This window comes from Moraxella sp. CTOTU47616, from assembly GCF_032017465.1.
Classification (GTDB): Bacteria; Pseudomonadota; Gammaproteobacteria; order Pseudomonadales; family Moraxellaceae; genus Faucicola; species Faucicola tetraodonis.
This window is the reverse complement of the sequence record NZ_DALZPU010000011.1, coordinates 15,115-41,861: the sequence shown is the minus strand read 5'-3', so window position 1 is coordinate 41,861 and position 26,747 is coordinate 15,115. Positions and strand designations below refer to the sequence as shown.

General features: G+C 43.8%; 22 protein-coding genes. 21 read left to right on the top strand and 1 reads right to left on the bottom strand.

Features of this window, described 5'->3' with window-relative positions:
* Positions 1-70 precede the first annotated feature (70 nt).
* The 15 genes from RTS10_RS10575 to RTS10_RS10505 all read left to right on the top strand — a co-directional run bounded on the left by RTS10_RS10575 (position 71) and on the right by RTS10_RS10505 (position 17,923).
* Positions 71-1,054 (top strand): AraC family transcriptional regulator, encoded by a 984-nt coding sequence (locus RTS10_RS10575; protein WP_312540273.1) that lies wholly within the window; start codon positions 71-73, stop codon positions 1,052-1,054.
* Between the two features lie 218 nt (positions 1,055-1,272).
* Entirely contained in the window at positions 1,273-2,169 is an 897-nt protein-coding gene (locus RTS10_RS10570) for a hypothetical protein (RefSeq protein ID WP_312540271.1), read from the top strand.
* A 27-nt stretch (positions 2,170-2,196) separates the two neighbouring features.
* Positions 2,197-3,402, top strand: a complete 1,206-nt coding sequence (gene gspF / locus RTS10_RS10565) for a type II secretion system inner membrane protein GspF (protein WP_312540269.1) — start codon at positions 2,197-2,199, stop codon at positions 3,400-3,402.
* A gap of 140 nt (positions 3,403-3,542) precedes the next feature.
* Positions 3,543-3,992 (top strand): type II secretion system major pseudopilin GspG, encoded by a 450-nt coding sequence (gene gspG, locus RTS10_RS10560; RefSeq protein WP_099834288.1) that lies wholly within the window; start codon positions 3,543-3,545, stop codon positions 3,990-3,992.
* A gap of 212 nt (positions 3,993-4,204) precedes the next feature.
* On the top strand, positions 4,205-6,376 hold the full coding sequence (locus RTS10_RS10555) for a cytochrome c biogenesis protein CcdA (protein ID WP_409455604.1): 2,172 nt from the start codon (positions 4,205-4,207) through the stop codon (positions 6,374-6,376).
* A gap of 106 nt (positions 6,377-6,482) precedes the next feature.
* Positions 6,483-7,076 (top strand): DUF3465 domain-containing protein, encoded by a 594-nt coding sequence (locus RTS10_RS10550; RefSeq protein WP_312540265.1) that lies wholly within the window; start codon positions 6,483-6,485, stop codon positions 7,074-7,076.
* 155 nt (positions 7,077-7,231) lie between these two features.
* A complete protein-coding gene (locus RTS10_RS10545) occupies positions 7,232-8,533 on the top strand; it encodes a phospholipase A (RefSeq protein WP_312540263.1) in 1,302 nt (433 codons plus the stop codon).
* A gap of 8 nt (positions 8,534-8,541) precedes the next feature.
* Positions 8,542-9,285, top strand: coding sequence for a ComF family protein (locus RTS10_RS10540; protein WP_312540262.1), 744 nt, complete (start codon positions 8,542-8,544; stop codon positions 9,283-9,285).
* Positions 9,286-9,611: 326 nt separating this feature from the next.
* Complete coding sequence (locus RTS10_RS10535) at positions 9,612-10,148, top strand: GspH/FimT family pseudopilin (RefSeq protein WP_144918136.1); 537 nt, start codon at positions 9,612-9,614, stop codon at positions 10,146-10,148.
* On the top strand, positions 10,145-10,741 hold the full coding sequence (pilV, locus tag RTS10_RS10530; RefSeq protein WP_312540260.1) for a type IV pilus modification protein PilV: 597 nt from the start codon (positions 10,145-10,147) through the stop codon (positions 10,739-10,741). Before RTS10_RS10535 ends, pilV begins: the two co-directional genes overlap by 4 nt.
* On the top strand, positions 10,741-11,667 hold the full coding sequence (locus tag RTS10_RS10525) for a PilW family protein (protein ID WP_312540258.1): 927 nt from the start codon (positions 10,741-10,743) through the stop codon (positions 11,665-11,667). Before pilV ends, RTS10_RS10525 begins: the two co-directional genes overlap by 1 nt.
* A 57-nt stretch (positions 11,668-11,724) precedes the next feature.
* Entirely contained in the window at positions 11,725-12,573 is an 849-nt protein-coding gene (locus RTS10_RS10520; protein WP_312540257.1) for a pilus assembly protein PilX, read from the top strand.
* A gap of 49 nt (positions 12,574-12,622) precedes the next feature.
* Positions 12,623-16,867: a pilus assembly protein gene (locus tag RTS10_RS10515; RefSeq protein ID WP_312540256.1), complete on the top strand. Its 4,245-nt coding sequence runs from the start codon at positions 12,623-12,625 to the stop codon at positions 16,865-16,867.
* 10 nt (positions 16,868-16,877) lie between these two features.
* Positions 16,878-17,447: a type IV pilin protein gene (locus tag RTS10_RS10510; RefSeq protein WP_312540255.1), complete on the top strand. Its 570-nt coding sequence runs from the start codon at positions 16,878-16,880 to the stop codon at positions 17,445-17,447.
* Positions 17,447-17,923: a type IV pilin protein gene (locus tag RTS10_RS10505; protein WP_312540254.1), complete on the top strand. Its 477-nt coding sequence runs from the start codon at positions 17,447-17,449 to the stop codon at positions 17,921-17,923. The genes RTS10_RS10510 and RTS10_RS10505 overlap by 1 nt, the downstream gene beginning before the upstream one ends.
* 200 nt (positions 17,924-18,123) lie before the next feature.
* On the opposite strand, the gene RTS10_RS10500 is transcribed toward RTS10_RS10505, so the two are convergent.
* Positions 18,124-18,573, bottom strand: a complete 450-nt coding sequence (locus RTS10_RS10500) for a pilin (protein WP_312540253.1) — start codon at positions 18,571-18,573, stop codon at positions 18,124-18,126.
* A gap of 470 nt (positions 18,574-19,043) precedes the next feature.
* Between RTS10_RS10500 and RTS10_RS10495 the strand changes: the two genes are divergently transcribed.
* From RTS10_RS10495 to pseG, 6 genes are read left to right on the top strand one after another with little or no spacing between them, the layout of a single operon-like run.
* A complete protein-coding gene (locus RTS10_RS10495; RefSeq protein WP_312540251.1) occupies positions 19,044-20,843 on the top strand; it encodes a PglL family O-oligosaccharyltransferase in 1,800 nt (599 codons plus the stop codon).
* Complete coding sequence (locus tag RTS10_RS10490) at positions 20,843-22,108, top strand: exopolysaccharide biosynthesis polyprenyl glycosylphosphotransferase (RefSeq protein WP_312540249.1); 1,266 nt, start codon at positions 20,843-20,845, stop codon at positions 22,106-22,108. The genes RTS10_RS10495 and RTS10_RS10490 overlap by 1 nt, the downstream gene beginning before the upstream one ends.
* 39 nt (positions 22,109-22,147) lie before the next feature.
* Positions 22,148-23,146 (top strand): UDP-N-acetylglucosamine 4,6-dehydratase (inverting), encoded by a 999-nt coding sequence (gene pseB / locus RTS10_RS10485; RefSeq protein ID WP_065253657.1) that lies wholly within the window; start codon positions 22,148-22,150, stop codon positions 23,144-23,146.
* 54 nt (positions 23,147-23,200) lie between these two features.
* Complete coding sequence (gene pseC / locus RTS10_RS10480) at positions 23,201-24,382, top strand: UDP-4-amino-4,6-dideoxy-N-acetyl-beta-L-altrosamine transaminase (protein WP_312540246.1); 1,182 nt, start codon at positions 23,201-23,203, stop codon at positions 24,380-24,382.
* A complete protein-coding gene (gene pseF, locus RTS10_RS10475) occupies positions 24,382-25,056 on the top strand; it encodes a pseudaminic acid cytidylyltransferase (RefSeq protein ID WP_060994599.1) in 675 nt (224 codons plus the stop codon). Before pseC ends, pseF begins: the two co-directional genes overlap by 1 nt.
* Positions 25,053-26,720, top strand: a complete 1,668-nt coding sequence (gene pseG / locus RTS10_RS10470; RefSeq protein ID WP_312540245.1) for a UDP-2,4-diacetamido-2,4,6-trideoxy-beta-L-altropyranose hydrolase — start codon at positions 25,053-25,055, stop codon at positions 26,718-26,720. The genes pseF and pseG overlap by 4 nt, the downstream gene beginning before the upstream one ends.
* Positions 26,721-26,747: the final 27 nt, after the last annotated feature.

Genomic DNA, 26,747 nt, shown 5'->3' with positions numbered 1-26,747 from the left:
GTAAGTTAGCTAGTTTGTGGTTTATGTTGCATTTTTTTTAATTGCTGTGTTAATAACTTAGGAAAGATTCATGGATGCACTCAGTATGTTGCTTGAAGATATACATTTGTATCAAACTCAGTATCACTATATACACGCCACTGGGGAGTGGTCGTTTGAGTTAGATAAAAAAGATTGTATCGTGTTTTATTTGATTACTAAAGGTGGGATTAGTATTAAGGTCGATGATGTATATCGCAACGCACACGCGCGCGATGTGGTCATGGTGCCAGGCGGCAAGAAACACCTTATTTGTGGTGTGGGGCAATCGGATATCCCATCAATTGACATTGCCCCGTTATTAAGCAACCAGACTGTTGAAACTATCCACTTGGGTAACCCGGTCATTCATAGCCAAGGTGATGAGCCAGCGCAAACAACCGAAATGGTCGCAATTGTGTGCCATTACGATCGAGAAATTACGCGCCCGTTACTCAGCGCTTTACCAAAAATTTTGCCAGAAAGCGAATCAAACGATGAGCAAAAAATGATTATGCTTGATTTGGGTGTCAAATTTTTGGCATTAGAGTCTGAGCAGAACCGACTTGGCAAAATGACCATTATCAATCGTATCGCCAGTATTTTGATGATTGAGTGTGTACGCAGCTATATTGAAGACTTGCCCGAAGCGACGGATAATTGGCTAAAAGCGGTGAAAGATCCTTACCTTGCCAAGGCGTTGGCAGTCATGCATGATCGACCCGAGACCAATTGGACCATTCATAAGTTAGCTGAAGTCGCCGGGATGTCACGCAGTAGTTTTGCCGAGCATTTTCGTGAGGTAGTGGGGGTGCCGCCGTTAACTTATTTAACCGACTATCGACTTCGTCTTGCCGCGCGGTATTTACGGCTACAAGAAAATAGCATCAGCCGTATCAGTGAGTTAGTGGGTTATGCCTCCGATAGTACCTTTAGCCAAGCATTCAAACGCGTCTATAAAATGTCACCACGAAAATACCGCCAATCGTTTCGAACCGATGGTGTGCATTTTGCTGACAGCTTGGGCGAGCAATAAGTCGGTAGTGGACAACCCTGAGTAACCACAAAAAAGCAGGTTTGCTGCGGTTTTGTGGTTATCGCCACTTTTATAGTAAGCTTTATGTCTTAGAGCGAGTTTTATGGCAACTAAGAATGCCCAGTCTATTTTCATAGCAATATCTGTTAGGTTATGTCGACAGGGGTATGATATAGTGACAAGCACTGTCCCATATTTTATCAGCTGCGATTGCCAACATGGAAACTTCAACTACCAAAGGTCAACCTGTCGAAGCACATGGCTTGCACATCAAGCCCAATCCAGAACACCCTGCGATGGACCATCGTGGTGTTAACCCAATGGATGTTACCAGTCACTACACCGCCGTGTTTCATGCCCAAGAAAACGCAGTGACCCAGTATTTTGAGCACTCCCATCCCAACCAACTGTTATTTTATATCTCCAGTAAAAAATCCCAGTTTATTGAAACTAAAAAACTGCAAGTCGCCAAATATTTAAATATGCGCGATAATGTTGGGCTGATGCAACTGCAGCATTTGTTCAATAATTTACATATCGTCGATGATTTGGTGATGTCCATTAGCCATCATTTACCGCCGCAGCGACCGATTGGTTGGCAGATTGTCAGCCAAAACAAAAATTTAATGAACCTGCCAACCGTAGGCTTGATGCCATCGGCAGCTGAATTTCGTGGTCTTGAGCATAGTTTGGCGGCGACCGTGATTCAGTTTTTGGGCGTGGCATGCTATCACAATGACCGGGGTTATTTTGTGGGGCATATTCTAGGTTATCTATTTAGTTGTTATTATTTTGCCCATCTCGGTGTCAACTATTCAGTCACCCCATTAAAAGAGGCGGCGATTCCCAATTACCCTTACCAAGTCATCAATGTGGCAGAATTGGTGAGACTATTGCAATCACTCGATGAGTCGCTCAAAGCGCAAGTGTATCAATTAGCCATCTATTGTGCGCAAATCAGTGAATACGCCGTTGACAAACGAATCGAGAAAATGCTGATTACTGAGGTCAATAGCTTTAACAAACAAGACTTGCGCGATGAGCTATCGGTGTTGGTACAATATGATTGCAATGAAAACGAGTCTTTATTTCAGCCTATTAAGCCTTTAAAATAACGCTAATCTTACCCGTTGGGAACTCACATGCCCGCATTTCAGTACAAAGCCATGGATACCCAAGGCAAGTCACACCAAGGTATTCTTGAAGCCGATTCTGCTAGGCTAATCCGCCAACAATTGCGTGATAAAAATTTACTGCCTGTCGAAGTCTCACCTGTACAAAAAACCGATGTCAATCGCAACCGATTGTGGCAAAAAGGGGTGGGTGCGTATGATTTGGCATTAATTACCCGCCAATTGTCGGTGTTGCTGGCAGCGTCGATACCGATTGAACAAGCGTTGCAAGCGATTGCCAAACAAAGCGAGAAACCGCATGTCAAAGCGTTGATGCATGGGGTGCGTGCCAAAGTATTGGAAGGCTATAGCCTAGCGAGCGCGCTACAAGACTCTGGTAATTTTCCAGCGATTTATATCGCCACCATTGCCGCAGGTGAGCGCTCAGGGCATTTGGATTTGATTTTAAACCAGTTAGCCGATTACACCGAAAATCGCTTTGCCATGCAAAAAAAGGTACAAGGCGCGATGGTGTATCCGATAATTTTGCTGATGATGGCAGTGGCAGTGGTGGTGGGCTTGATGAGCTTTGTCGTGCCAAAAATTGTCAAAGTGTTTGAACAATCTGAGCAAGCGCTGCCATGGATTACCCAAGTGGTGTTAGCATTGTCTAATATCTTAACCCAATGGTGGTGGCTGATATTAGGCGGGCTAATCGGTGCGGTTTTTTTATTTGTGAAGTTTATTAAAACGGCGGCAGGTAAAGCCACTTTTGACCAATTTATCTTGCGGTTACCGGTTTTTGGTAAATTATCGCGAAATCTGAATGCATCACGCTTTGCCAGTACGTTAGCGATTTTGGTACGCTCAGGGGTACCGTTGGTGGAAGCCCTAGCCATCGGCGCGGCAGTCACCACCAATACCCATATCAAACATACCATCGCGCGCGCCACAGAAAAAGTCACCGAAGGCGCGAGCCTATCAAGCCAGCTTGAGCGCAGTAATTATTTTCCGCCGATGATGGTACAAATGATTAAAAGCGGTGAGAATTCAGGCGAGCTTGATGACATGCTGACGCGTGCAGCAGCGATGCAGCAAAATGAAGCCACCAATATGATTAGCACGCTATTGTCACTACTTGAGCCGCTGATGTTGGTGCTGATGGGGGTGATTGTCATGACCATTGTGATGGCAGTGATGCTACCGATTATCAATATGAATGATTTGGCAGGGTAAACACTCAAACAGCCAAATAATTAATCGCCAAATAATTAATGGCTAAATAATCCGACAAAATTAACCAAATCGGTATGCAAATTGTCAAAAAAGCCGTGTAAAATCCTAACACCTTATCAAAAGCGCTAAAAATCTAAAAAATGGAAATTCGTATGTGTTGTGCTCATGTATCAAAAAATCGTCAAGCGGGTTTTACCTTAATTGAAGTCATGGTGGTGATTGTCATTTTGGCAATTTTGGCAGGTCTTGTGGTACCCAAAGTGGTGGGTCAAAGTGACAAAGCCCGCATCAAAACCACCGAAACGGCTTTATCCACCACCTCAAATGCCATTGATATGTTTAAAGTGGACAATGGTCGCTATCCCACCACCCAAGAAGGCTTGGAAGCCTTAAATAAACCACCACAAGGCGCCAAAAACTGGCCAGAGGGCGGGTATATTAAAGGCGGTTTTCCGAAAGATGGCTGGGATAATGACCTACAATACGTTATCCCAGGTACCGAAGGCAGAACCTATGATTTATTCTCATTGGGGGCTGATGGCAAAGAAGGCGGCGAAGGACAAGACGCAGACATTTTTGCTAAGCTATAGTTTAGTGCTGTTACTGGGTTAACGAAATCAGAGTCACGCACTCTGATTTTTTTTGCTAGGTTTTTGGACAGGGATTAGCTAAAATTAGCCGTCATAGTATAATTACGTGGCTGAAAACGTATAAATCTGAAACGTATAAATCTGAAACGTATAAATTTAAAACCTATGAATTTGAAACGTATGAGAAGTTATCTTTGAAAAATCTACCCCCTATGCCCACGCCCTTATCTTGTTTTCGAACCGTGAGTCGTCATGCCTCTTTACTTGGCACGCTACTGGCTGTCACTAGCCTCACTATGCCAAGCGCGCAAGCGATTAGTTTGAGTGAGGTGTTTGGCGGTAATTACACTCCCAGCTTGACCGTCAAAGACAAGCCGCTACCGGTACATGAGGCTTTTAAAGTCTATACTGAGCAAAAAGGGCAAGTAGTGACCATTCATGTGGATGTCAAAGCAGGCTATTATGCATATCGGGATAAATTAACCTTACAATTGCCTGATGGGGTAACAGCGACGCCGCTACAATTTAGTGCAGCACCGACCTACGTGGATGACCCGGATTTTGGTCGGGTGCCTGTGTTTGAACAACCCTTTACTGCCACAACCACCTTGAGCGCGGATCAAGCAATCACCTCACAACCTGCTACAGTCAAATGGCAGGGCTGTGCCAAAGTAGGGCTTTGCTATCCCCCTGAAAAGACCAAATTTGTCATCACCCAATTGGCCGCTTCCAGCAAAAATGGCGCAAAAAAATCAGACGCAATGACGTCAAAAACGGTGCAAGGCAAAGTCAATAATACCGTGGCGATGACCAATGACGCCGCCCCGACAACGACTCAGCAATCTGCTAGCTTGCCCCCTGCTAAAACCGTCGATGAGACAACTAGCACACCGTCTACCAAACAAGCGCTGTCTAGTGGCAGTACAGCCGCAGCGGGGCAGCAAGTCGCATCGACCACAGTGACCGATGCTTCAGCCACCGATGTCTTAACTACAGCGCAGTTAACGGCATCCGCCCCTATAGCCTCCGTTACATCGTCTCAACCTGTCCAAACAACTGGCATGACTGAACCCGCGGCTTCGTCGGCGGCGGTGGCAACGAGTTTGACGGCTAGCGCTAGCAATCAAGATATTTTTGGATTGACCAAACATAGCGGTGTTGCATTGTTGCTGTTGTTTTTAGCGGGATTGGGGTTAGCTTTTACCCCGTGTGTATTACCCATGCTGCCGATTGTAGCCAATATCGTTGCCCGTCAACATCGCCCATCTGCCAAAAAAGGGTTATTACTCACGGGCAGTTATGGCTTGGGTGTTGCTACCAGTTATGGCATTTTGGGCGCAGTGGTTGCGTTATTCGGGCAATCTTTGGGTATACTAAACTGGCTACAAAATCCTGTCATTTTATTAGTTTTTGCAGGGTTATTTATCCTGCTTGGACTGTACATGTTGGATGTCATTCGCTGGCAATTGCCGCATGCGCTGCGTGTTAGGTTCCAAAAAATCAGCCAAATTGGGGAAAATCGACTTGGTAGCTTAAGTGGTAGCTATTTGACGGGCTTGTTTTCTGCACTGGTTGTCTCTCCTTGTGTGTCGGCACCCCTTGCAGGCGCGTTGGCAGGCGTGGCAGCACTGGGTGATCCTGTAATGGGGTTTGCCGCATTGTTTTTGTTGGGGCTTGGGCTATCCACACCGCTCATTTTACTGGGCGCTACCCAAGGTAATTTTATGCCAAAAGCAGGCGAGTGGATGAACTGGGTCAAAACCAGCTTTGGTTTGCTGTTATTTGGCGTCGCTTTATTGATGATAGAGCGTATATGGCTATCAAGCTGGATGCTGATGCTATGGGCGCTGTGGTTTGCTGTGATTGGCTTATGGCTGTGGCGCTGGCAAGGCAAAAAAGGTCAACTACTCACTCAAGCACTAGCATTGCTAGCATGCATTTGGTCAGCGTGTCTGGTGATAGGCACTGCCTCAGGTAGTCAAGATAGTTGGCAGCCGCTTAACAAGCTGTTGAATACCTCAGCGCAATCGGCATTCACTGCAACAAAGACCACCCAAACGATTACAATCACCAAACTATCACAGCTTGAGCCTTTGCTTTCGCAATATCCAAAGCTAGTCGTCGATGTCACCGCAGAATGGTGCATTGAATGCCGTATCATGGATAAAACACTTTTTGCCAACCCGCCGCAAAGTTTAGCCAGCTGGCAGGTTGTCAAACTCGATGTGACTGACAATACGCCAGATAGCCAAGCAATCTATAAAAAATTAGCCGTGTTCGGTCCGCCTGTACTGTTGTATTACCAAAACGGTCAACTGGTAGCAAGACAAAACGGTGAAGTCAAACGCCCTGATTTTGAGCAAGTCTTGTCCCAATTAAATTAAGTCCAATTAAACTTAGTTAAAGAAAATTCAGTTCAAGAAAACTCAGTTCAAGAAAACTCAGTCAAATGATTCATTGACCCATTCAACCATAAAGGTTAAATAAAAATTGAACTATCACTTAGCAAAGTCTATAGCCATCTCGTTAACTTTGGGGGTGCTAATTTTTGTCACTGGGTGTTCCCATGAAGGCAATGCCGACCAACAGCCCAGCCAAAATAAAAGCCAAAATCAAAGCGGAAATAGCCAGTTAGCAAGCCCAAATTCACCGTTAGTGGACTCAAAGTCCAATCAACAGACGGCTAAAAACTCAAGCCCTTATACTGACAAAAAACGTCAGGCAACAAATATTCAATGCAACAACGCCGTCATTAATCAAGCTTATCAAGCCAAAAATCCCAGCGTTAAACGACAGGTATTAGGGTGTGGTACGGTGATTAAAGTGCTAAAAGATGATAATGAGGGTAGCCGCCATCAAAAATTTTTGGTCAAAATTGATAACTACCCAAACATCACGGTGTTAATTGCCCATAATATTGATTTGGCACCGCGCATCGAGGGTATCCAAGCCAAAAACCCCATTCGTTTTTATGGTGAATATATTTATAACGACAAAGGTGGCGTTATACATTGGACACACCGCGACCCCGCTAGCCGTCATCAAGACGGTTGGCTTGAGTATAAAGGCCAGCAGTATCATTAGAATTACCCATACAAGCACCCATAGAAATACCAATAATTGATGAGCCAATAGTTGATTGAGACTTTAGTTTACTGTTAAAAATTATTATGCATTTGTTAACTATTTTTCATCAATCTTTGCTATCATGAACGATATTTTTGTAAGAAGGTCAACCTATGTTACAACTTACGCTTTACCGTACCGCTTTATCGCTTGCTATACTAGCCACACTGACAGTTACAGCAACTACGCACGCAAAAACTTCAACAAAAGCTTCAACAAAAGCTTCAACAAAAGCTTCAACAAAAGCTTCAACACAAGATTCAACAAAAACTTTAATAGAAACAACCGTTATCCCTGTCGACCAACAAACGCTGCTCACCTGTTCAAAAATCACTGAAAATATCGCGCGTTTAGCTTGTTTTGACAAGATAAGCGTTGGTAAAATCGAACCTGAAGCCAAGGCGCCCCTTGATATTGCCAAAACCTTGAAAGTGAGTATCAAAGAAGGTAAAGCAGTGCCCGTGTTAGCCGTGGATCAAACGACAACCGTCACGACCCCCATTAAAAACGAGCAAAAAAAACTGGATCATTTGGTACCCAACAAGCTTGACAAAACCATCTTAAAACAAGTGGGGGTGACTGCAACGGATGTGGAAAAATATACGCCACTGAGTGTGTTATATGACTTGGATAAAAATGATCCCAAAGGGATACTGACGATACGTCCACATTTGCCCATGTATGTCATGCCGCTTTGGTACAACGCGACGCCAAACTATGATATTCATTCACCCACCCAAGATCATGTTCGCGCATCGAAAGATTCTCTTCAGCATCTAGATAGCAAGCTGCAAATTTCAATGAAAACCAAGCTTGCCCAAGATGTGTTTGATACCAATGCCGATGTGTGGCTTGGCTATACCCAGCAGTCTTATTGGCAGGTGTACAATGGTAAGTATTCAAGACCTTTTCGCAGCTCAGATTATCAGCCAGAGATATTTTTGACCCAGCCTATCAAGGGTAATTTGCCTGGGAATGGCTCATTAAGAATGTTAGGCGCGGGGCTCGTGCATGAATCAAATGGACAATCAGACCCGTTATCCCGTTCTTGGAATCGTATCTATGCGATGGCAGGAACAGAGTGGGGCAAACTTACCGTGATTCCAAGACTGTGGCTCATCGCATATGAAAACAGTAAAGACTCGGATAACCCAGATATCGGGGACTACATGGGCTATGGCGATGTGCGTTGGTTGTATTCGCTCAATGACCAAAGCACGGTGGGCGGTGTGATGCGTTATAATCCTAGTACCAATAAAGGCGCTATACAGGTGGATTATGCTTATCCATTGAAAGGCGGTATGAAAGCGATTTTACAACTATTCCATGGCTATGGTGAAAACATCCAAGACTATAATCATAAGAGCACCAATATCGGTATTGGTTTTATGTTCAATGATTTTAAAGGGCTTTAACTGCGTTTATGGCAATCGTAGCCCCCTTGCCTTGGTGGCGATTGCCCTTTGCCATGGCGTTGGTGTATCAAGCAAAAGTTCATCACCGTTGCCAATTATGTGGCATCAATGATTGCGCTGCAGCAGGCTTTGATAACTTAGATCCGCGTCACCATGACCATTGGTTCAATCGACAGCAATTTCTTTGTCAGCCATGCCATAACCGGTTTGCATGGTCAGCGTCATGCTTTACTTTGCAACTCAAGCAAACGTCACTGCGTGGCGTAGCCAGCGGCTACTATCAATATCCCCTCAATCAAATCATGCTTGGGTACAAAAATGGGCAGCAGTTACATCATCTGCCCGTTTTGGTTCAAGCTATCAGACAACTGCATATTCCCAAAGGTTGTCATTCAAAAAACTCTTTAATCGTTAAAGTGCCAACAAGTTTACAGCGCATTAGGCAACGCGGCTTTGATCCGCTTGCCATGTTAACCGCTTATTTAAGCTTTCATTGGCAAATTCCTGTTTATACGGGTGTGCAGCGATTCGAGCGACCTCACCAGCAGGGTCTAAGCCGAGAGGAGCGTTTAGATAATATCAAAGATGCGTTTTCCCTAACAGATATGCCTCCTAGCAAAAATTTGATTTTGTTTGATGATGTGGTGACGACAGGTGCTACCCTGTCTGAATTGGCTAATCTACTCACAAATTATCACCCATCTTCCCATATTCATGCGTATTCAATCTTGCATGGTAAGGTTTTGCATTAGGTTCTGCTTGTGACTGTTTTGCGACCAAAGTTGCATCGCTATATCGTTAAATCTCGCAGATAAAGACGGGCTACCAGTGGGTTTTTGGAAGAATGCTTTAAAAGACTAAGCTAAAAATGATTTGATAATACGTGAGCGCCCTTTCGTCCTAATTCGCTTAGCAATGATAAGTGGCTCAGGTAAACTATGGGTAGTAAGCTTTAGGTATGACAATTAACAAAAATACTGCGATAATAGGTATGTTTTTTGCTTTAATGTTAGAATGGTTTGTGCTAGTAAACATGGTATGATAGGTCGTTTATCAAGGGGTATGGGTGGGTATCGTGATGAAAGTTTTGAAAAGACAGTATCATCGTGACCGAGACCAAGGTTTTACGCTGATTGAGCTTGTCATCACCATTGCAATTATAGCTATCATTGCGGCGATGGCAGCACCTAGTATGCAGCGACAGATTCAGCAAGCCAGAATCAAAGATGGGGCAAACATCATTGAAGCTGCGCTAAAAGATGCAAGAACCCAAGCAATGATTGCTCAGCGATCTACTAGGGTAGTGCTAACCAATAGCTCATCAAGCAAAAAAATCACTGTATTGTATGTAAAAAGGTCGGCAACAGATGCTGATGAAATGCTGTCTGACTATACGCTAGACAAAAATTTGACGATTACCGCTAGCCCGAGTGCCTTAACTGCAGTTAGTTTTACCCCTTATAAAAAAGCTTACCAAGGGGACACCGGAACGGGCACTGTCACAGATAGCTCGACCAATTTTTCAGTGTGTTATGGCGCTGGGTCTGATAAATATACCATCATGGTCGATGCAAGCAGTAATATTGTCACTAGCAAAAATGGGACGTGTTCATGAACTCACAAAAAGGCATTGGCTTAATAGAAGTGCTGGTGGCATTGATGTTGTTAGCAATCGCGGTGCTTGGATTTACTGCGATGCAGATGACCGCAGTCAAAGCTACCGATGAGAGCTTGATGCGTACCCGAGCATTAACTGTCATGCGGGGTGGCGCAGAAATGATGCGAGCGAATCCTGCTGGCATCGCTAAATTTAGTGATGCATTAAATTCAAGTGCGGTGACCACTGCTATTATAGTGGATGGCACATCTATTACCAAAGATAGTTGTATGACAAACAATAGTACTGTCCCAACGCCTTGTACGATAAACCAAACAGCGACGAAAGATGCGCTAACGCTAAAGCAATATGCGAATGATAATGAGTTAACTATCTCAATGGTGACTTGTCCAGGCACGGGTACAACAACCACTACTACGACCGTTGGCACTGTCACTACGACAAGAACAGTCTCAGGCCAGGCGCGTCAATGTTTTGTAACTAGCTGGGGTACAACTACAGCGACATTAGGATCGGGCAATAATGACTGTGCCAATACAGATGGTGTTTACAACTTTGGTGCACAGTGCTTTATTCTGGAGGCTTATTGATGATGTTGACTTCTAATCGTCACTACACGCCTCAATTAGGTTTTACCCTTGTCGAGCTCATGATCTCTATCGTCTTAGGATTGCTGATATCGGCTGCCGTTATCCAAATTTATCTAACCAATGTCAGAACGACTACAACACAAAAAAGTGGCAGTGAGCTGCAAGATGCTAGTATTTTTGGACTTCAGCAGTTAGAAGCTCACATACGTTTGGCAAACCTTGGAAACTCAGTAAATAAAATAACGGATACCACCGAAAATGGCGGTATCGTGTTATCCTTAAAAAATCTAGGGGTGACTGATACAATAATACTCCCTTTTTTGACGCATACCGCAGGTGATAAAGGGTTTACTAGTACTTCAAATATTAATAATATCAATAGTGACCAACTGACTATACAGTTTACCAATACCACCGGGCAAACAATGTCAGATTGTGAAAGCGTAGATATCCCTCCAAATACCAAAGTGATTGAGCGCTATTTTGTGCGACAAGTGACTGCCGATACCAGTACAGGCACAGTTAAAAATCTTGCTTTGGTATGTGATGCAGGTAGAATTGATGGTGCAACGATTACGGATTTAAGTGCAAATTATAAAACGGGTGGTAATGAACTGATTACGGGTGTCGATCAATTTAAAGTGTTATTAGGTGTTCAAGACGCAACCAATAGAATCATGTACTTGCCAAGCTCTACTTATATCAGTCTTACAACATCACCGCATCCATCGATTGTGGCGGTGCGTGTTGGGCTGATAGTGAGAGGTAGTACGCCTATTGTAGGTAGTAGTGATAAAACTAGCTTTACATTATTAGGTCAAACCCATGAGTTAAAAACAGACACCACACGCAAACAGTTGGTACGTACTACTTATGAGTCAACCACACTACTACGCAATGCCCGTGTTATTAGTGTGACGCCTTAGTATTCACCATTATTTATCCTATTTTCAGCCGTTTTTTAGCAACTTGAGATGTACAGTATGCCGACCAGTATGCCCAATCATTGCCATACCAAACTCGCTAAACCACCTATAGTGCTGTATCGCCCTAATCAGCAAGGAGCGGCTCTGATTGTGGTGTTATTATTTTTGGTGCTAATTATGTTGGCAGGTGTGATGGCAGTCCGCCGTAGTAGTACTGATTTAAAGACAGCAACCGCCGACCAAATCAACACACTTTTATTACAATCTTCTGACAGTGCCAATCAAAAATTAGAAAATATGCTGAATGGCAGCCCTAGTTCGCAAGAGTATAAAGATGTAATGAGCGTATCGGGTGTGTTTGGACACTTTTTACTAAACCCAGACAACCAAGGCAATGAGTTCATCTATTGTTATAACCCGCGTACGCGCAAATACTTGACCAGTAATGCCACTATTTATACTTCCACAGGTGGGACATGGAGTGGTCTTAATAATGGTATCTGTGATTATAACAGCCCAGCAGGATACACCAGTGCCCGCCATACGGTAATGACACAGATGAGCGTATCAATACCAGTAGGGTCGAATGATGATGAAGTATTCTCCAATGTGGTGATTGGCAAAGAAGTAGAAAACCGCTCTAGTAAAAAATTTAAATTTAATATTCGTGCCACCTCCGTATTGCCAGCTTTTAATCCACCCAAAGATAGTAGTAATACCAGTTGTCTTACCAAGTCCAGTGTGCCAATGGCCGATGGTAAGATTCCACTATTAACTTGTTTGCATGATGCAGGTACACCAACCAAGATGTTATATGAGCAAGCTGACGTTGAGAACAACTCCGAAGGTATCAAATGTATCACTTATGGCAGAGGCTCGCTTGACACAGCGTGTCAGCTGTCATGATGAAAGCCTTCGTTGACCTAGGTTTGATTATAAAGAAAGGATTGATAATATGAAAATTACTAAGCGTCATCCGTCTTCTGTTCAGCGGTTATTACCATTACTAAAATATCTAGTGGTGGCGATGGCATCTATCGGTATCATGCCACTATCACAGGCAGATGTGGTTCAAAAAAATGTTGGGGACTTAGAGATTTATAAGGCGGCTGAAGGTGGTAAAGTTACCATTACTATGATGCTTGATACCTCTGGAAGTATGGGGCTTACACAGTCAAACGTGGGTTATGAGGCATGTGATTTACCAAGTGGTGTGACTTATTCCTCTTATAGTTATGAAAATTCAACAACTACACCAAGTTATAAACGCTATTTTTGCAAGGTTACGAATAATATACCTAACTACTACTATTATAAAGATTCCTCAGGCAAGTGGTTTCAATGTGGTAGTACAAGTGATGGTTCTACTTCCAAAACAGATTGTAAAATTCCACTAGAAGCTGCCCCCACTACAACAGGTTTGACTAATACTAGTAATTACTTTTATAAAAACAAGCAATTCTATGACCGTATTACGAGGCTCAAAGATGCTATTTTTACGTTAATGGACAGCACTGCCTTAGATTCTAATAAAGTCTCAATTGGAATTGGACAATTTTCAACACAAAGTGATAGTAATAATGAAGCGTTCACCGCAGATGGTATCAGTGGTAAAATCCTAGTGCCAGCAGCATTGCTAGATGATACACAGCGTCAAAAGATAAGAGACGCGATTGCCGGATTGACAGCCTACAATGGCACACCTTCAGCCAATGCCTATGCAGAAGCAGGTGGCTATATGATGGGTGAAACAACTGCCTTATATAGCCAACTATATTTTGTGAGAAGTAATAATAATTACGCTAAATGTGATAGTTGGGTAGGTGCAACTTGTAATAATTGGAAGGGTTGGTATTCCAATTTCATCCAAGGTACAACTGTAAAAGGCAGTAGTGGTACACTGTCTGGATACAATGGTAACTATTATATGGGTACCCGTTCGGATAGTGGCTTTCCCAACTCATATGCCGATGCAAAAAACTCTGATAAATATAAAACCCCATTAAGTAGCACAAATTCCCAATGCGATGGACAAGGCATCTATTTCCTGACTGACGGTGTGCCCAATAACAACAGTGATCCTAGTGGACTTATGAAACTAGCCTTAGGCAGCAAAGGTAATGATTTCAATATTCCTTCTACAGGAACGCTCACTGGTAGTAGTGATTCAGGCTGGAATGCGATTAGTGTTTTTGCCAAAGCATTGCGCACTAAAACCAGCAACCCTATGGGATTAAATATTAAAACAGCAGTGGTAGGTTTTGGTTCGGATTATAATGTTTCTGCCTATAACGATATTTTAAAAACGTTAAAAATGCCTGTACTGGATCAAGTGACTGCTCTACCGGTAAAAGATTCTGCAGGCAACTATTTATATCAAGATAAAACTGCCAAATACTTTAATTGTAGTCTTTTGCCAAGTGGTGATATCCGAAATACTTGTAACTGGGGCGCTAAATCCAATCCCTTATTGTCAATAGGGGTAGGCGGCTATGGTGAAGGCGGCTTTTACTCAGCCCAATCCACCGAAGATGTCATTAATAGTATCGTTAACTTTGTCAGTGACCTTAATCAAACCATTCCTGCGACTCCATCAGGCACCATAACCATCCCTGATGACCCCTACCGTGCTGATAGTCAACTTGCAGTCGCCTATTACCCAATGGTCGAAGCAAAAGTTGCCGAAGCAAGAGCTATCTGGCCAGGCAATGTTAAAAAATATAACTTAAATCAAGGTACATTGTATGGCAAAAATGAACAGCCATTATTCTCCGATGCGGCAGGCAACCTAGTCAAGACTACTCAAGACTTATGGAGCGATATAGACTATCAAAATAGTAATAACTCAGTCACGTCAGGTGGTTATTATGCCCAGCTAAACACCCCAAATACAGGAGTGAGCTCAGTGCGCACACTTTATATTGAAGATTTAATAGCCACAGGCGCAGCCACTACTAAGTTACGGAAATTTGCGGTCAATACCAACGGTAAGTTGACCCTAGATGGCAATTTAATCACTACCAGTAACACATTTAATGACACCAGTACTTACTCCCTTGATAACGTCGCAAAGCTCCTTAATTTTTTGGGTTTTAGCAATGTATCCTTTGCTACCACAGGGACAGATGTACAAAAATTAAGCGGACTGACACTGACTACTGCTGATAATGCTACATCTGCCACAAAGGTAGTAGGGGCAACGCTGCACTCAGCACCAACCGCCGTTTCTTACTCAGCGACACTAGATGATGATGGGCGCGTTACTGATACCCGAGACGACTATGTGTTGTTTGGTTCGATGGAAGGCGCACTGCATCTGGTGAATGCCGATAATTATGGTAATGGCAATGGCGGTAAAGAGGTATTTGCTTTTATTCCTCGTACTATGTTGCAAAACCAACCGTATGCACTTGAAAAAGACTCAACGAAAATTAACTCGACAACCTCTAGTAGCATTGGTGCTCCCGTGGCAGGGATTGATGCCCCTTGGCTAGTCACAGCCGACTACAAATATGACTTCTCCAACAAAAAAGTCAATATTGATAACTCAGGTAGTGGCAGTACCCAAAAAGGTGTTTTTGCGTATGGTGGGCTAAGGTTGGGTGGTACAGGACTCTATGGACTTAATCTGAACAATTATAGTACGCCTAGTATTGTGTTCAATATCACCCCAACGACCGCTGGATTTGCTGATATGGGACAAATTTGGTCAAAACCTACCAAAGCAAAAATTAAGACCACAACGAGCAGCACGGATACGGGGACAGACGTGCTGATTTTTGGTGGTGGCTATGATCCTTGTTATGAAGCGCAAGACTTTCAAGTAGGCGCCACATCGCCAACTACTGCCGAAGCAACAGCCGATGCAGCCCTTGCCGAAGGCTCGCGTAAAAATATCAAGGTTTGGTCAGACAGTTGTAAGACCAAAGCGACGACCAAAACTGCGGGCAATGCCGTCTATATGATAAATGCCAAAACAGGGGCACTTATTTGGTCGGCTACTAAGTCAGCTAACAGTGTAGGTGCGAACAGCACTAATCCTTATCTTAATAGTAGCATTGTAGGTGGTATTACCACACTAGACCGCAACAATGATGGCTTTGTTGATCATATTTACTTTGCAGACTTGGCAGGGCAAGTGTTCCGTGCAGATTTTACCAACGCAGGTGATAGTATCTATGAAAAGAATTCGAGTGGTAACTATGTCGGTACTAAACAGACGGGCTTTGCTGGGCAGCGTATTACTCGCTTGTTACAACCAATTTATCCTGTCGCCAATACCACGGGTGCCATCACTGCCAATACCAATGCCAAATTCAACCTTCGCCTATATGAGCGTCCCGTGGTGAGTTTTTATAGGAATGAGCAAAAAAACAATGCGTTGTTTGCGCTAGTGAACGTCATTTCAGGTGATCGCAGTTCTCCACTATCAAAAATACGTACAAGTAGCACTAATGCTGATCGTGTGTATGGTCTTATAGATACTGATATCACCAAGGCAAACAGTATATTCTTTGCCAAAGATTTTACGACCACCAACACCAACAAGCAGACTGTTGTTGACCTGACTGATAGTGACCTTACCAATATACCAACGGCTTTAGGTACTACCATACCTGTGCCAAGTGCTACTCGTACCACAGCAATTGGCAATATGACTTCGGGTAGCAAAAAAGGCTGGTATTATCCGCTAACGCGATTTGATGGCTATAGTAATGTATTGTATAACAAAGGGGTGGGCAAATCAGAAGTGGTGAATAGTATGCTCTATACGACCGTATACAATCCAGATATGTCTTATGGGACAGCCGATCCTTGCTCTGCTAAAGTGGTGGGAGGCTCAGAGAGAGAACTATACTGCTTGCCATGGGGTATCTGTACCGATGCCGATTCTAAAACAGGTACAGGCGGATTTTTGCGGGCTGGGCAAGGCATTCAAGAGTTGACTTTGGGACCTTATAGCAGTAGTAAAACAAATATCCGATTATTGATTGGTAATGTCAACTTGGCAGATAGAGCCAATAATCGCTTTGATTATGACACAGATAGCGGCAAAGATAGTAGTTTGATAAAAAGTAATCAACTGGCTGGTGGCAATACATTAATCACTCAGCAAGGCGGCGATGGCTCAGCAGCTGAGTATCTGTATAGAGAACGCTATACGCTAACACCTAGAACTTGGTATGAGACTTTCAGATAAAGGAATCACTATGCGGCAGGTGCAGTCAGGGTTTACCTTAATCGAATTGATGGTAACAGTAGCGATGGTTGCGATACTCGCCAGTATCGCTATCCCATCATATCGGCAATATGCCATTCGCAATGCCGAATCGCAAGCGCAAGCCAAAATGAAGCAGCTAGAGATTGAGCTCAATCGCTGGCGCGCAACCGCGCTGACTTATAAAGGATTCAAACCTGCCAAAGTGGCTAGTGACGGTACGGTCAGTTACAGTTATGATACTGGCGCAAGCGATGATGTGGCAAATACGGTGATTTATGTGCCCGCTAACAGCACAGCAGATAATTATCAATACAAGATACTGTTGGTGGATGGCGACAATACTGCCAATAGTTTGGTGCCAACCGCATCTTCGACGCTCTCTAATAGCTTGACGGCAGGTAGAGCATGGGTGATGTTTGCCACCCCTAACCCCACAAAATTTAACGATGCGCATAAAATTTTGCTCACTAGTAGTGGAACACAATGCAAAACTAAAAATAGTGACACTAGCGTTACCATCGCATCAACCAACTGTGGTACTTATTCGGAGACATGGTAATGAAAAATCGATATCGCCAACAAGGCTTTACCCTAATCGAACTGATGATAGTGGTCGCGCTCATCGGTGTGTTGGCGGCGATTGCTTATCCTAGTTACCAACGCTACGTCATCAAAACCAAACGCACCGATATGATGACTGAGATGCAAAATATCGCCTCGCAAATTGAATCGCAAAAACTGGCGATGGGGCGTTATACCGATATTCCGTTAGCGAGTGTATTGATGGGCAACGTGACAGCGGGTACGGTGAGTTATCCTGCGACCAATTCGTTATATGATGTCAGTATTTGGGATGCTAGTACTACCAACGCTGAAAAAATGATTGGTAATAATATCACCAATCGCCAGTGGGAGATTAGAGCCGTGCCTAGAACCGCTAAACAAATGGCAAATGATGGTACGCTCACGCTGAACGCTCAAGGGCTGAAATGTCGAGGTGCCTTATGCGGTACAGGTAAGGAATGGAATAACTAGCTTATCTAGCTAGATATTGAACAATTTTTGGCAGTATGGACAACATTGATGTTGGGTGGTATAAAATAGTGACCAAGGCGGGGAAAAGTGAATATGATCAGCTGAAACAAGATTATGAAAAATTGAATTCTCTGCTGTTAGAGAATTTTGACTTAAAACAAAAAACGCATCTATGAAGATGCGTTTTTTTTAATTCATTATTAAGCTTTTTTAGTACAACCAGTTGGGATGTAAGAATCTTTCCAGCCTTTAGTTGCGGCACCTTTTGGATCAATAGTACAAGTCCAAACAGCATCTTTATTACGAGTTAAAATAACTTCTGCGCCAGAAACAGCACCAGCTGCTTTATTGCCTAATGGAGCAGTGATAGAAGCAGTACCATCAGCAGGGACGCTCGTAACTGTTGGGCCAGCTGCTACAACCAATGATGATGCTGTATAACCAAGATCAGCAGGAGTTGTTACTGTTTCACCATTTAGCATATTAGTTTCAATAGCTGTTTTCATAGATGAAATTTCACCTAAAACCCGAGTAACTTGAGTTTTAGCGATGTAATTTTGGTACGCAGGAATCGCAATCGCAGCCAAAATACCGATGATTGCTACAACAATCATCAATTCAATAAGGGTAAAACCTTTTTGAGCGTTCATAAACATTCTCCATAAATGTTGTTGGTTTATTTATAAGCTTTAGAAGCCTATGTTAATGTAAGCACTAAACGTGCCAACTTTTATTATAGTCAATTTACATAGAAAAACAGCAAATTGTGCATAAAAAATTCAGACTGTAACTTTATCGGCATATTTTTATTAAAAAGTGACAGTTATTGTCAGGTTAAATTTTATACTTTGGACAAATATTGTCATTAGGTGATTTGCATCACGTATTGTTTGTTTCTGTTTAGGTGCAGTGATAGTGTAAGTTTCTACCTTTGAGAGCTTACCAAACAGATATGGTAATTTTATTAAATACAAAAAATAAAAAAATTCTTAAAGTCGTTGAATAGCGCCCTTGGTAGTATCAAGATATAAATTTCATTGATGAATCGAATACTTATTTTATAAAAAATGCTAAACTACCCCGTTTAGCATTTTTGCGTTTAAAGCCCACGAAAAACACCATGCTACTATCGACATCAAACCAAACGCTCACCCAAGATATCCGTTTATTTACCCTGTTTATGGGGTTAGCCATTTTGACGTACCTCATGCCTTGGCATTCGCCCTTAGGTCGAGATTTTGTCGTCAATGCCACCGCATTTGGGTTTGTGAGTTTGGCAATCGCGGCTTTTTTTTGGCAAAACCAGATTACAAAGTTTAGCAAATCTGTGCTTACTTGGTTGCTGCTAGCCCTATTGATTGTATGTCAGCCATTATTTAATCATATCGCTTACCCTGATGCCTTAATCTTTCCGGTGATAAGCTTGGTGATGGTTGCCTTGACTGCGTTGATAGGCAGTAATATTGAAAATAAAGCGAATTTATTAAACCGCCTGTTTATTGCGGTATATCTCATGGCAATCGTCACCTTTATGATTCAAATGATGCAAACCCAAGGCTATCAGATTGATTATAAAGGCTGGGTGATTGCCCGTGGTAACGCCAATGGCGGACGCTATGACGGCAACTTTGGGCAAGCCAATCACGCAGGCTATGCGTTTGTGTTGGCACTGTGTGGGGTGATTTATCAACTGCAGCAGTCGTTTCAAGAAAGGTTGAACGCGCCGCAATGGCTGATTGGTCGATACCGACAATATGCGCGGTTTGGCTTGATGGTATTGTTTGTGATATTTACCATCGGGCTTGCCTTGACCCAAAGTCGGGCGGGTCTGGTGATGATGTTGGCGGTGATTCCCATTTTCTTTTTGACCCAGCCGATAGCGTGGAAAAGCAAATTATCGGCTAGCGTTTTTGGTCTTATTGTATTTGTGCTGTACTATATGGGCGCAAGCTGGATTAGTAATTATAGCAGTGCCAATCAGCTTGGGGCGGTGAGCCGTATGGCAGGCGGGCAGGGGAACCGCGCGGCGATGAGCGAACGCGCCATGATGATATTTCATGACCATGTGCTCACAGGGGTGGGCTGGAACAACTACATGGGCGCAAGCGTTGATTATGCCCAATATTTTAAATGGCCAGAGATTGCCGACCATTCCCACAATTTTGCCACCATGATTTTGGCGGAGCTAGGGGTGTTAGGCGCGCTATGCTTTGTACCGATTGTTTGGCTACTGGTGCGGGCGATTCATCTGCGCCATAGTAGCGAAAGCGCGATTGCACTGGCGTTTGTCATCGCCAGTATCTTGTATGCCAGTGTCGAATACCCGTTATGGTATTTTCGTTATCTCGCGGTTTTTGCCTTGTTTTTGGCATTGATTGAACAGACCAAATGGCAACTTGTGTGGCAAAGCAAACTAAGAAAAGCCATGTCTGTGGTCATGCTGGGTTTGGCGATGCTATCAGGCTACTATATTTGGCAGTATTTTCAGCTCAATTATTTGGATTATAATCGCTTTATCAAGCACACCAATCATCTAAACCAAGATGTTGGCATTCAATACCAAAATGAGGTGTTTGGCTTTAGTGCTTATCATGACCGCATCCTTGCCATGCAAGTGCCGATTAATCGCCATCAGGCAAGCGTCAAAGAAGCCATCTTTGAAGAGGTGCTAAATACCGATTCTTCCCAGTATAATATATTGGCTTATGCACAGTTCTTAGCCTATAAAGGTGACCAGCAAGCGGCATTAAAACATATCGAAGCGGCTTGTGTCATGGTAAAAAACTTGTCGGATTGTGACAATGTGGATACTGACTTGGGTAATCTTGCCAAACAAGATCCTGCGACATTTGCAGCTTTATACCGTGAGTTTACCCAATGGCGTGATGCCAACCCTGAAAAGACAGGACTTACACCATAATGCAGCGGGTAATTTTTTTAGTATGGCAAAATATCGCGTTCCGACTTATTGTGGGTTGGGGAGTAGTGGTAATTTTGCCCGCCTTGCTGATGTGGCGAATGCGCTTTTTGCAGGGGCGCTGGCTCATTACTGAGTTTAATAGTATGGTGTTAGCCACGTTGGGTGTCTTGCTCGTCACCCTTGGTCTGCGCAAACTCACCCAGTTTCCAGGTCAACGCTCCATCAGCTTTGTGTTGCCAACCTTATTGTTGGTGATGATGCTGTTAGGCATGGTGATTATCGTTTTTCGGTTGCCGTATTCGCTATATTATTTTGGCTTATCGGGTGTTATCGGGGTAGTGTTTTTCTTTTTGTCGTTTTTACTTGAGCAAAAAGCGCACCAACCTTATATGGCGTATATTCCACTGGGACATTGTCAAAACTTTGAAGCGATTTTTCAGATCCATTGGCTGCGTCTTGAAAAACCGCATTTGGATGCCATACAATCCAAAAAAGTGCAAGCGATCGTAGCAGACCTGTCATCGCCTGCACTCGATGAAGACTGGCAGCGATTTTTAACCGAGCAAACGTTACAGGGCAGACCGGTGTATAATAACCGCCAAGTGTATGAGTCTTTGACCGGTCGTCTGCCGATTCATCATTTGTATGAAAACGAATTGGGCTCGTTGTTGCCATCGCAAAACTATTTATGGTTTAAACAACTGATTGATATTATAGCGATTTTATTGGTCTCACCCTTGGTATTGCTGATTGCGCTGATAACAGTCATTGCGATACGGTTGGAAAGTCCGGGTAAAGCCATATTTGTCCAAGAGCGGGTCGGGCAAGGCGGAAAATTGTTTAAAATCTATAAATTTCGCAGTATGCGCTTTGACTCAGAAAAGAACGGGGCAAAACTGGCGCAACAAAATGACCCTCGAGTGACTAAAGTCGGTAAGTTTATTCGTAAAACCCGTATCGATGAATTGCCGCAATTTTTGAATGTGCTTAAAGGCGATATGAGCCTGATTGGACCGAGACCCGAACAGCTAAGTTTTGTCAAAACCTTTGAAAAAACCATCCCTTTTTATAATTATCGACATATCGTCAAACCCGGTATTTCTGGATGGGCGCAGGTCACACAAGGCTATGCCAGTGATACCGATGAGACAGCGCTTAAGGTACAGTACGATTTTTATTATATTAAACATATTTCTTTTGCATTAGATATCTTGATTGTGCTCAAAACCATTCAAACCATGCTGACAGGTTTTGGGGCTAGATAAACTGCGACAAATAACTTTAGCCATAATAGGTAGTGCACTATGTTAAGCAATTCAACCATTTTAGTGACAGGCGGGACAGGCTCATTTGGGCATACCTTTGTGCCGATGACGCTTGAAAAATACAATCCCAAGAAATTGATTATCCTCTCGCGTGATGAGATGAAACAGTGGGAAATGGCAAAACTGTACCAAGGCGACCCGCGGGTACGTTTTTTTATCGGTGATGTGCGTGATAAAGACCGTCTATATCGAGCGCTTGATGGGGTGGATTATGTGGTACATGCCGCAGCAACCAAAATCGTACCCACCGCCGAATATAATCCATTTGAATGTGTCAAAACCAATATCAACGGGGCAATGAATTTAATCGATGCCTGTATTGATAAAGGGGTGAAAAAAGTCGTTGCCTTATCGACTGACAAAGCATCTAGTCCCGTGAATCTGTATGGCGCGACCAAATTGGCATCGGACAAACTGTTTGTCGCAGGCAACGCCTATTCAGGGGAGCATGGCACACGCTTTTCGGTGGTACGTTATGGCAATGTCATGGGGAGTCGTGGCTCGGTGATTCCGTATTTTCTCTCAATTAAAGACAGTGGCGTACTGACCATCACAGACCCGCGTATGACCCGTTTTATGATTTCGCTTGAGCAAGGCGTGGAGCTGGTTTGGCATGCATTTGACGACATGGTGGGCGGCGAAATTTATGTCAAAAAAATTCCTTCTATGACCATGCCAGATTTGGCAACTGCCGTTTCTGCCACTGCCGAGCAAAAAATCATTGGTATTCGTCCTGGCGAGAAATTGCATGAGCAAATGATTAGTGCCGAAGATTCTTTTCATACCTACGAATATCCCGAGCATTTTAAAATCTTGCCTGCGATTAATGGCTGGGATGAAACGCCTGAGCGTATCAAAGATGGTGTTAAGGTGCCAGAAGGCTTTGTGTACGCCAGTGATAATAACAGTGAGTGGATGACAACTGGGCAGCTCCAAGAATGGATTGAAACCAACAAAGCAAAAATTGGTAAAATTTAATCGCTAACCCTTGATAACAAACCCACTTAATAACGAACCCCTTGGGCAAATATTATGGCAAATCAATTTATCCCTTATGGTCGTCAGCATATCACCCAAACTGATATTGATGCGGTGGTCGCTGTGCTACAGTCTGATTTTTTGACCCAAGGTAGTCAAGTACCGGCGTTTGAAGAACGCGTCGCTACCTATACGGGGGCAAAGTTTGGCGTGGCGGTGAATAGCGCGACCTCAGCACTACATATTGCTTGTTTGGCATTGGGGCTTGGTCAAGGTGAAAAGGGTAAAGATGACTGGCTGTGGACGACGCCGATTACCTTTACCGCATCCGCCAACTGTGGATTGTACTGTGGTGCTAACATTGATTTTGTGGATATTGATCCGCTAACGCTCAATATGTCTATCAACGCGTTAGCAGAAAAGTTACAGCTTGCCGATGCTGAAAACCGCTTGCCAAAAATAGTCATTCCCGTGCATTTCACCGGTGAACCCTGTGATATGGCGGCCATTCATGCGCTATCGCAACAATATGGCTTTAAGGTTATTGAGGATGCCTCTCATGCCATTGGTGGCAAATATCACAATCAACCAATTGGCAATTGTGAGTTTAGCGACATTACCGTGTTTAGCTTTCACCCTGTCAAAATCATTACCACCGCAGAAGGTGGACTGGCAACAACGAATGACCCCGTGTTGGCGGAAAAAATGCAGTTGCTCCGTAGTCATGGTATCACCCGTGATGCCAATCTAATGACCCACGAACCTGACGGTGGTTGGTATTATCAGCAAATTGATTTGGGCTTTAACTATCGCATGACCGAATTGCAAGGGGCATTGGGGGTGAGTCAAATGAACTATTTGGATGACTTTGTCACTCGCCGTCATCAGCTTGGCAAGCGTTATGATGAATTATTAAAAGATTTACCGATTATTTTGCCTTATCGCAATCCTGCTAATTATTCGGGGTTTCATTTATATCCTATTCAACTAACAGCGGACAGTGGCAAAACGCGTAAGCAAGTGTTTGACAGTTTGCGGGCGCAAAATATCGGGGTGAATGTGCATTATATTCCAGTGCATACCCAGCCGTATTATGCCAAGCTGGGCTTTAAACAAGGCGATTTTCCCCATGCCGAAAGCTACTATGCCCAAGCGATTAGTTTGCCATTATATTATGACTTAAGCGAAGCCTCGCAAGCGCAAGTGGTCAATGCAATTTATCAGGCATTAGCATAATGAAGGTCTGTATCATCCCTGCGCGTGGGGGGAGTAAACGCATTCCGCGCAAAAACATCAAAGATTTTTGTGGCAAACCCATGCTGGCTCGTGCCATTGAAACGGCAAAAAACAGCCAACTGTTTGAGCAGATTATTGTCTCCACTGATGATAGCGCTATTGCCGATATCGCTCAACACCATGGTGCCACTGTCAGCCAAAGACCTGCCGAGCTTGCCGATGATTACGCCACTACTGCTGCGGTGATTCGGCATGTGCTGCAGAGCATGCCAAAAGCTAGCCATATCTGCTGTCTATACCCCTGTACGCCGTTATTAAAATCGCAGTATTTAACCGACAGTTTTGAGTGTTGGCAGTCATCCAACAGTTTGTATTGTTTTCCGGTTTTAGAATTTGAATCCAATGTATTACGCTCACTAAAATTAAGCGATGCCGGTGAAGTGTCGAGCATGTTTAGCCAACATGAACTTACTAGAACCCAAGATTTGACGCAGGCTTATTTTGACGCAGGGCAATTTTATTGGGGCAGTCGTGAAGCATGGCTCAGCGAGGATAAAATCCATAATCATGCCCTAGGCTATGTGTTGCCAAAATACAGCGTTGTTGATATTGATGATGAAAATGATTGGCGATTTGCTGAGCGTCTATACCAAGCGCAATTGGCGCTAGCATGAAGATCGTGGTCCGAGCAGACGCAAGTTTAACGATGGGTAGCGGTCATATCATGCGTTGTCTCACGCTCGCTGACCGGTTAAAACAGCAAGGGCATGACATCTCGTTTATTTGTCGTCAGCATGACGGGCATTTGGCGGATTTGATTGGGCAAAAAGGTTTTGCTGTGCATCTGTTAGCCAAAAGTGGGATTGCAGATTTTATCAAACAGCATGCCCATAGCGAGTGGCTAGGCGCCAGTGAAAGCGATGATTTTGCTGAGTGTAAACCCATCTTGCAAGCGTTAAAGCCAGATTGGCTGATTATCGACCATTATGCGATTGGCGAAAAATGGGAGCAACAAGCTAAACGACTTTTGCCAAACCTTAAAATTTTAGCCATTGACGATTTAGCCGACAGAACGCACGACTGTGAGATTTTGCTCGACCAAAATTTTGGGCGAAAAAACGGAGATTATCAACCGCTTGTGCCAAGTGATTGCCAGCGACTACTAGGTACACGTTATACACTATTACGTGATGAGTTTGCCAGCTGGCGAACGATGAGCCTAAATAGACGTAAAAGCGTACAGCCGCCCAACAATATATTGGTCAATCTTGGCGGTGTCGATAATGATAATATCACACTCAAGATTTTGCAAAGTCTCAATACCTTTATCCACCAGTCTACGCAATCATTTAACGTGACTGTCGTCATGGGCAAAACCGCACCGCATATCGAAAGTGTACAAAGGTTTGCCAAACACACAAGTTTTGCGTGTGCGGTACTTGTCAATGTGACTAATATGGCGCAATTGATGGCAAATGCTGACCTTGCGATTGGGGCTGCAGGCAGCACCACCTGGGAGCGCTGTTGCTTGGGCTTGCCGATGGTGCTGATCGTGCTTGCCGATAACCAGCAGGTGATTGCCAAAGCGTTGGCAGATAAAAACCTGGTCAAAGTAGTAACTGACAGGGCGACATTGGATGAGCAACTGCCCCGCTTGTTGAGCGAACTGGCCGACAATTATAAAAAATTCAGCCGGCAATCTGCCAAGTTGGTCGATGGGCAAGGGGCAAAACGGGTTGCGCACTGGATTGAATTTGCGCAAAAATTTCAACATTGTCAAGTGCGACAAGCGACCCAAGCCGATAGCCAGATGATTTGGCAATGGCGTAATCACGTTGACGTACGCCGGTGGATGTTTGGGCAAGATGAAATTGCCCTTGCTGATCATGAAAAGTGGTATGGCAAACAGCTTGACCATGCCAATGTGCATTTGCTGATTTTTGAAGTCGCTGGTGAGCCAATGGGGCTAGTCAATGTTACCCAAGTGACGGTAGATAAATACCAAACGCTGCAGTTGGCAAACACCCATACGCCAAACCCTAATTCATCAAGCCCAAATGAAAAAACCGCCAGTTGGGGGTTTTATTTATCCCCTAATAGCGCAAAAGGGCAGGGGCTTGGCTTTGCGTTGGGGGTTTTGGCGATTGCACGGATTTTCAACACCACCGACATTGGCAAAATCACCGCGCAAGTGCTGGCATATAATACCGCGTCATTGGCGTTACATCGTAAATTGGGATTTAGCGAAACAGGTGTGTTAAAACAGCATTTTGGTGTGGGTGACAAAGTGTATGATGTGGTTGAGTTTGAATTAAAATCGCAAGATTTTTTATTTTAGGGGTGGGTCTGAGTGGGGTATATATGA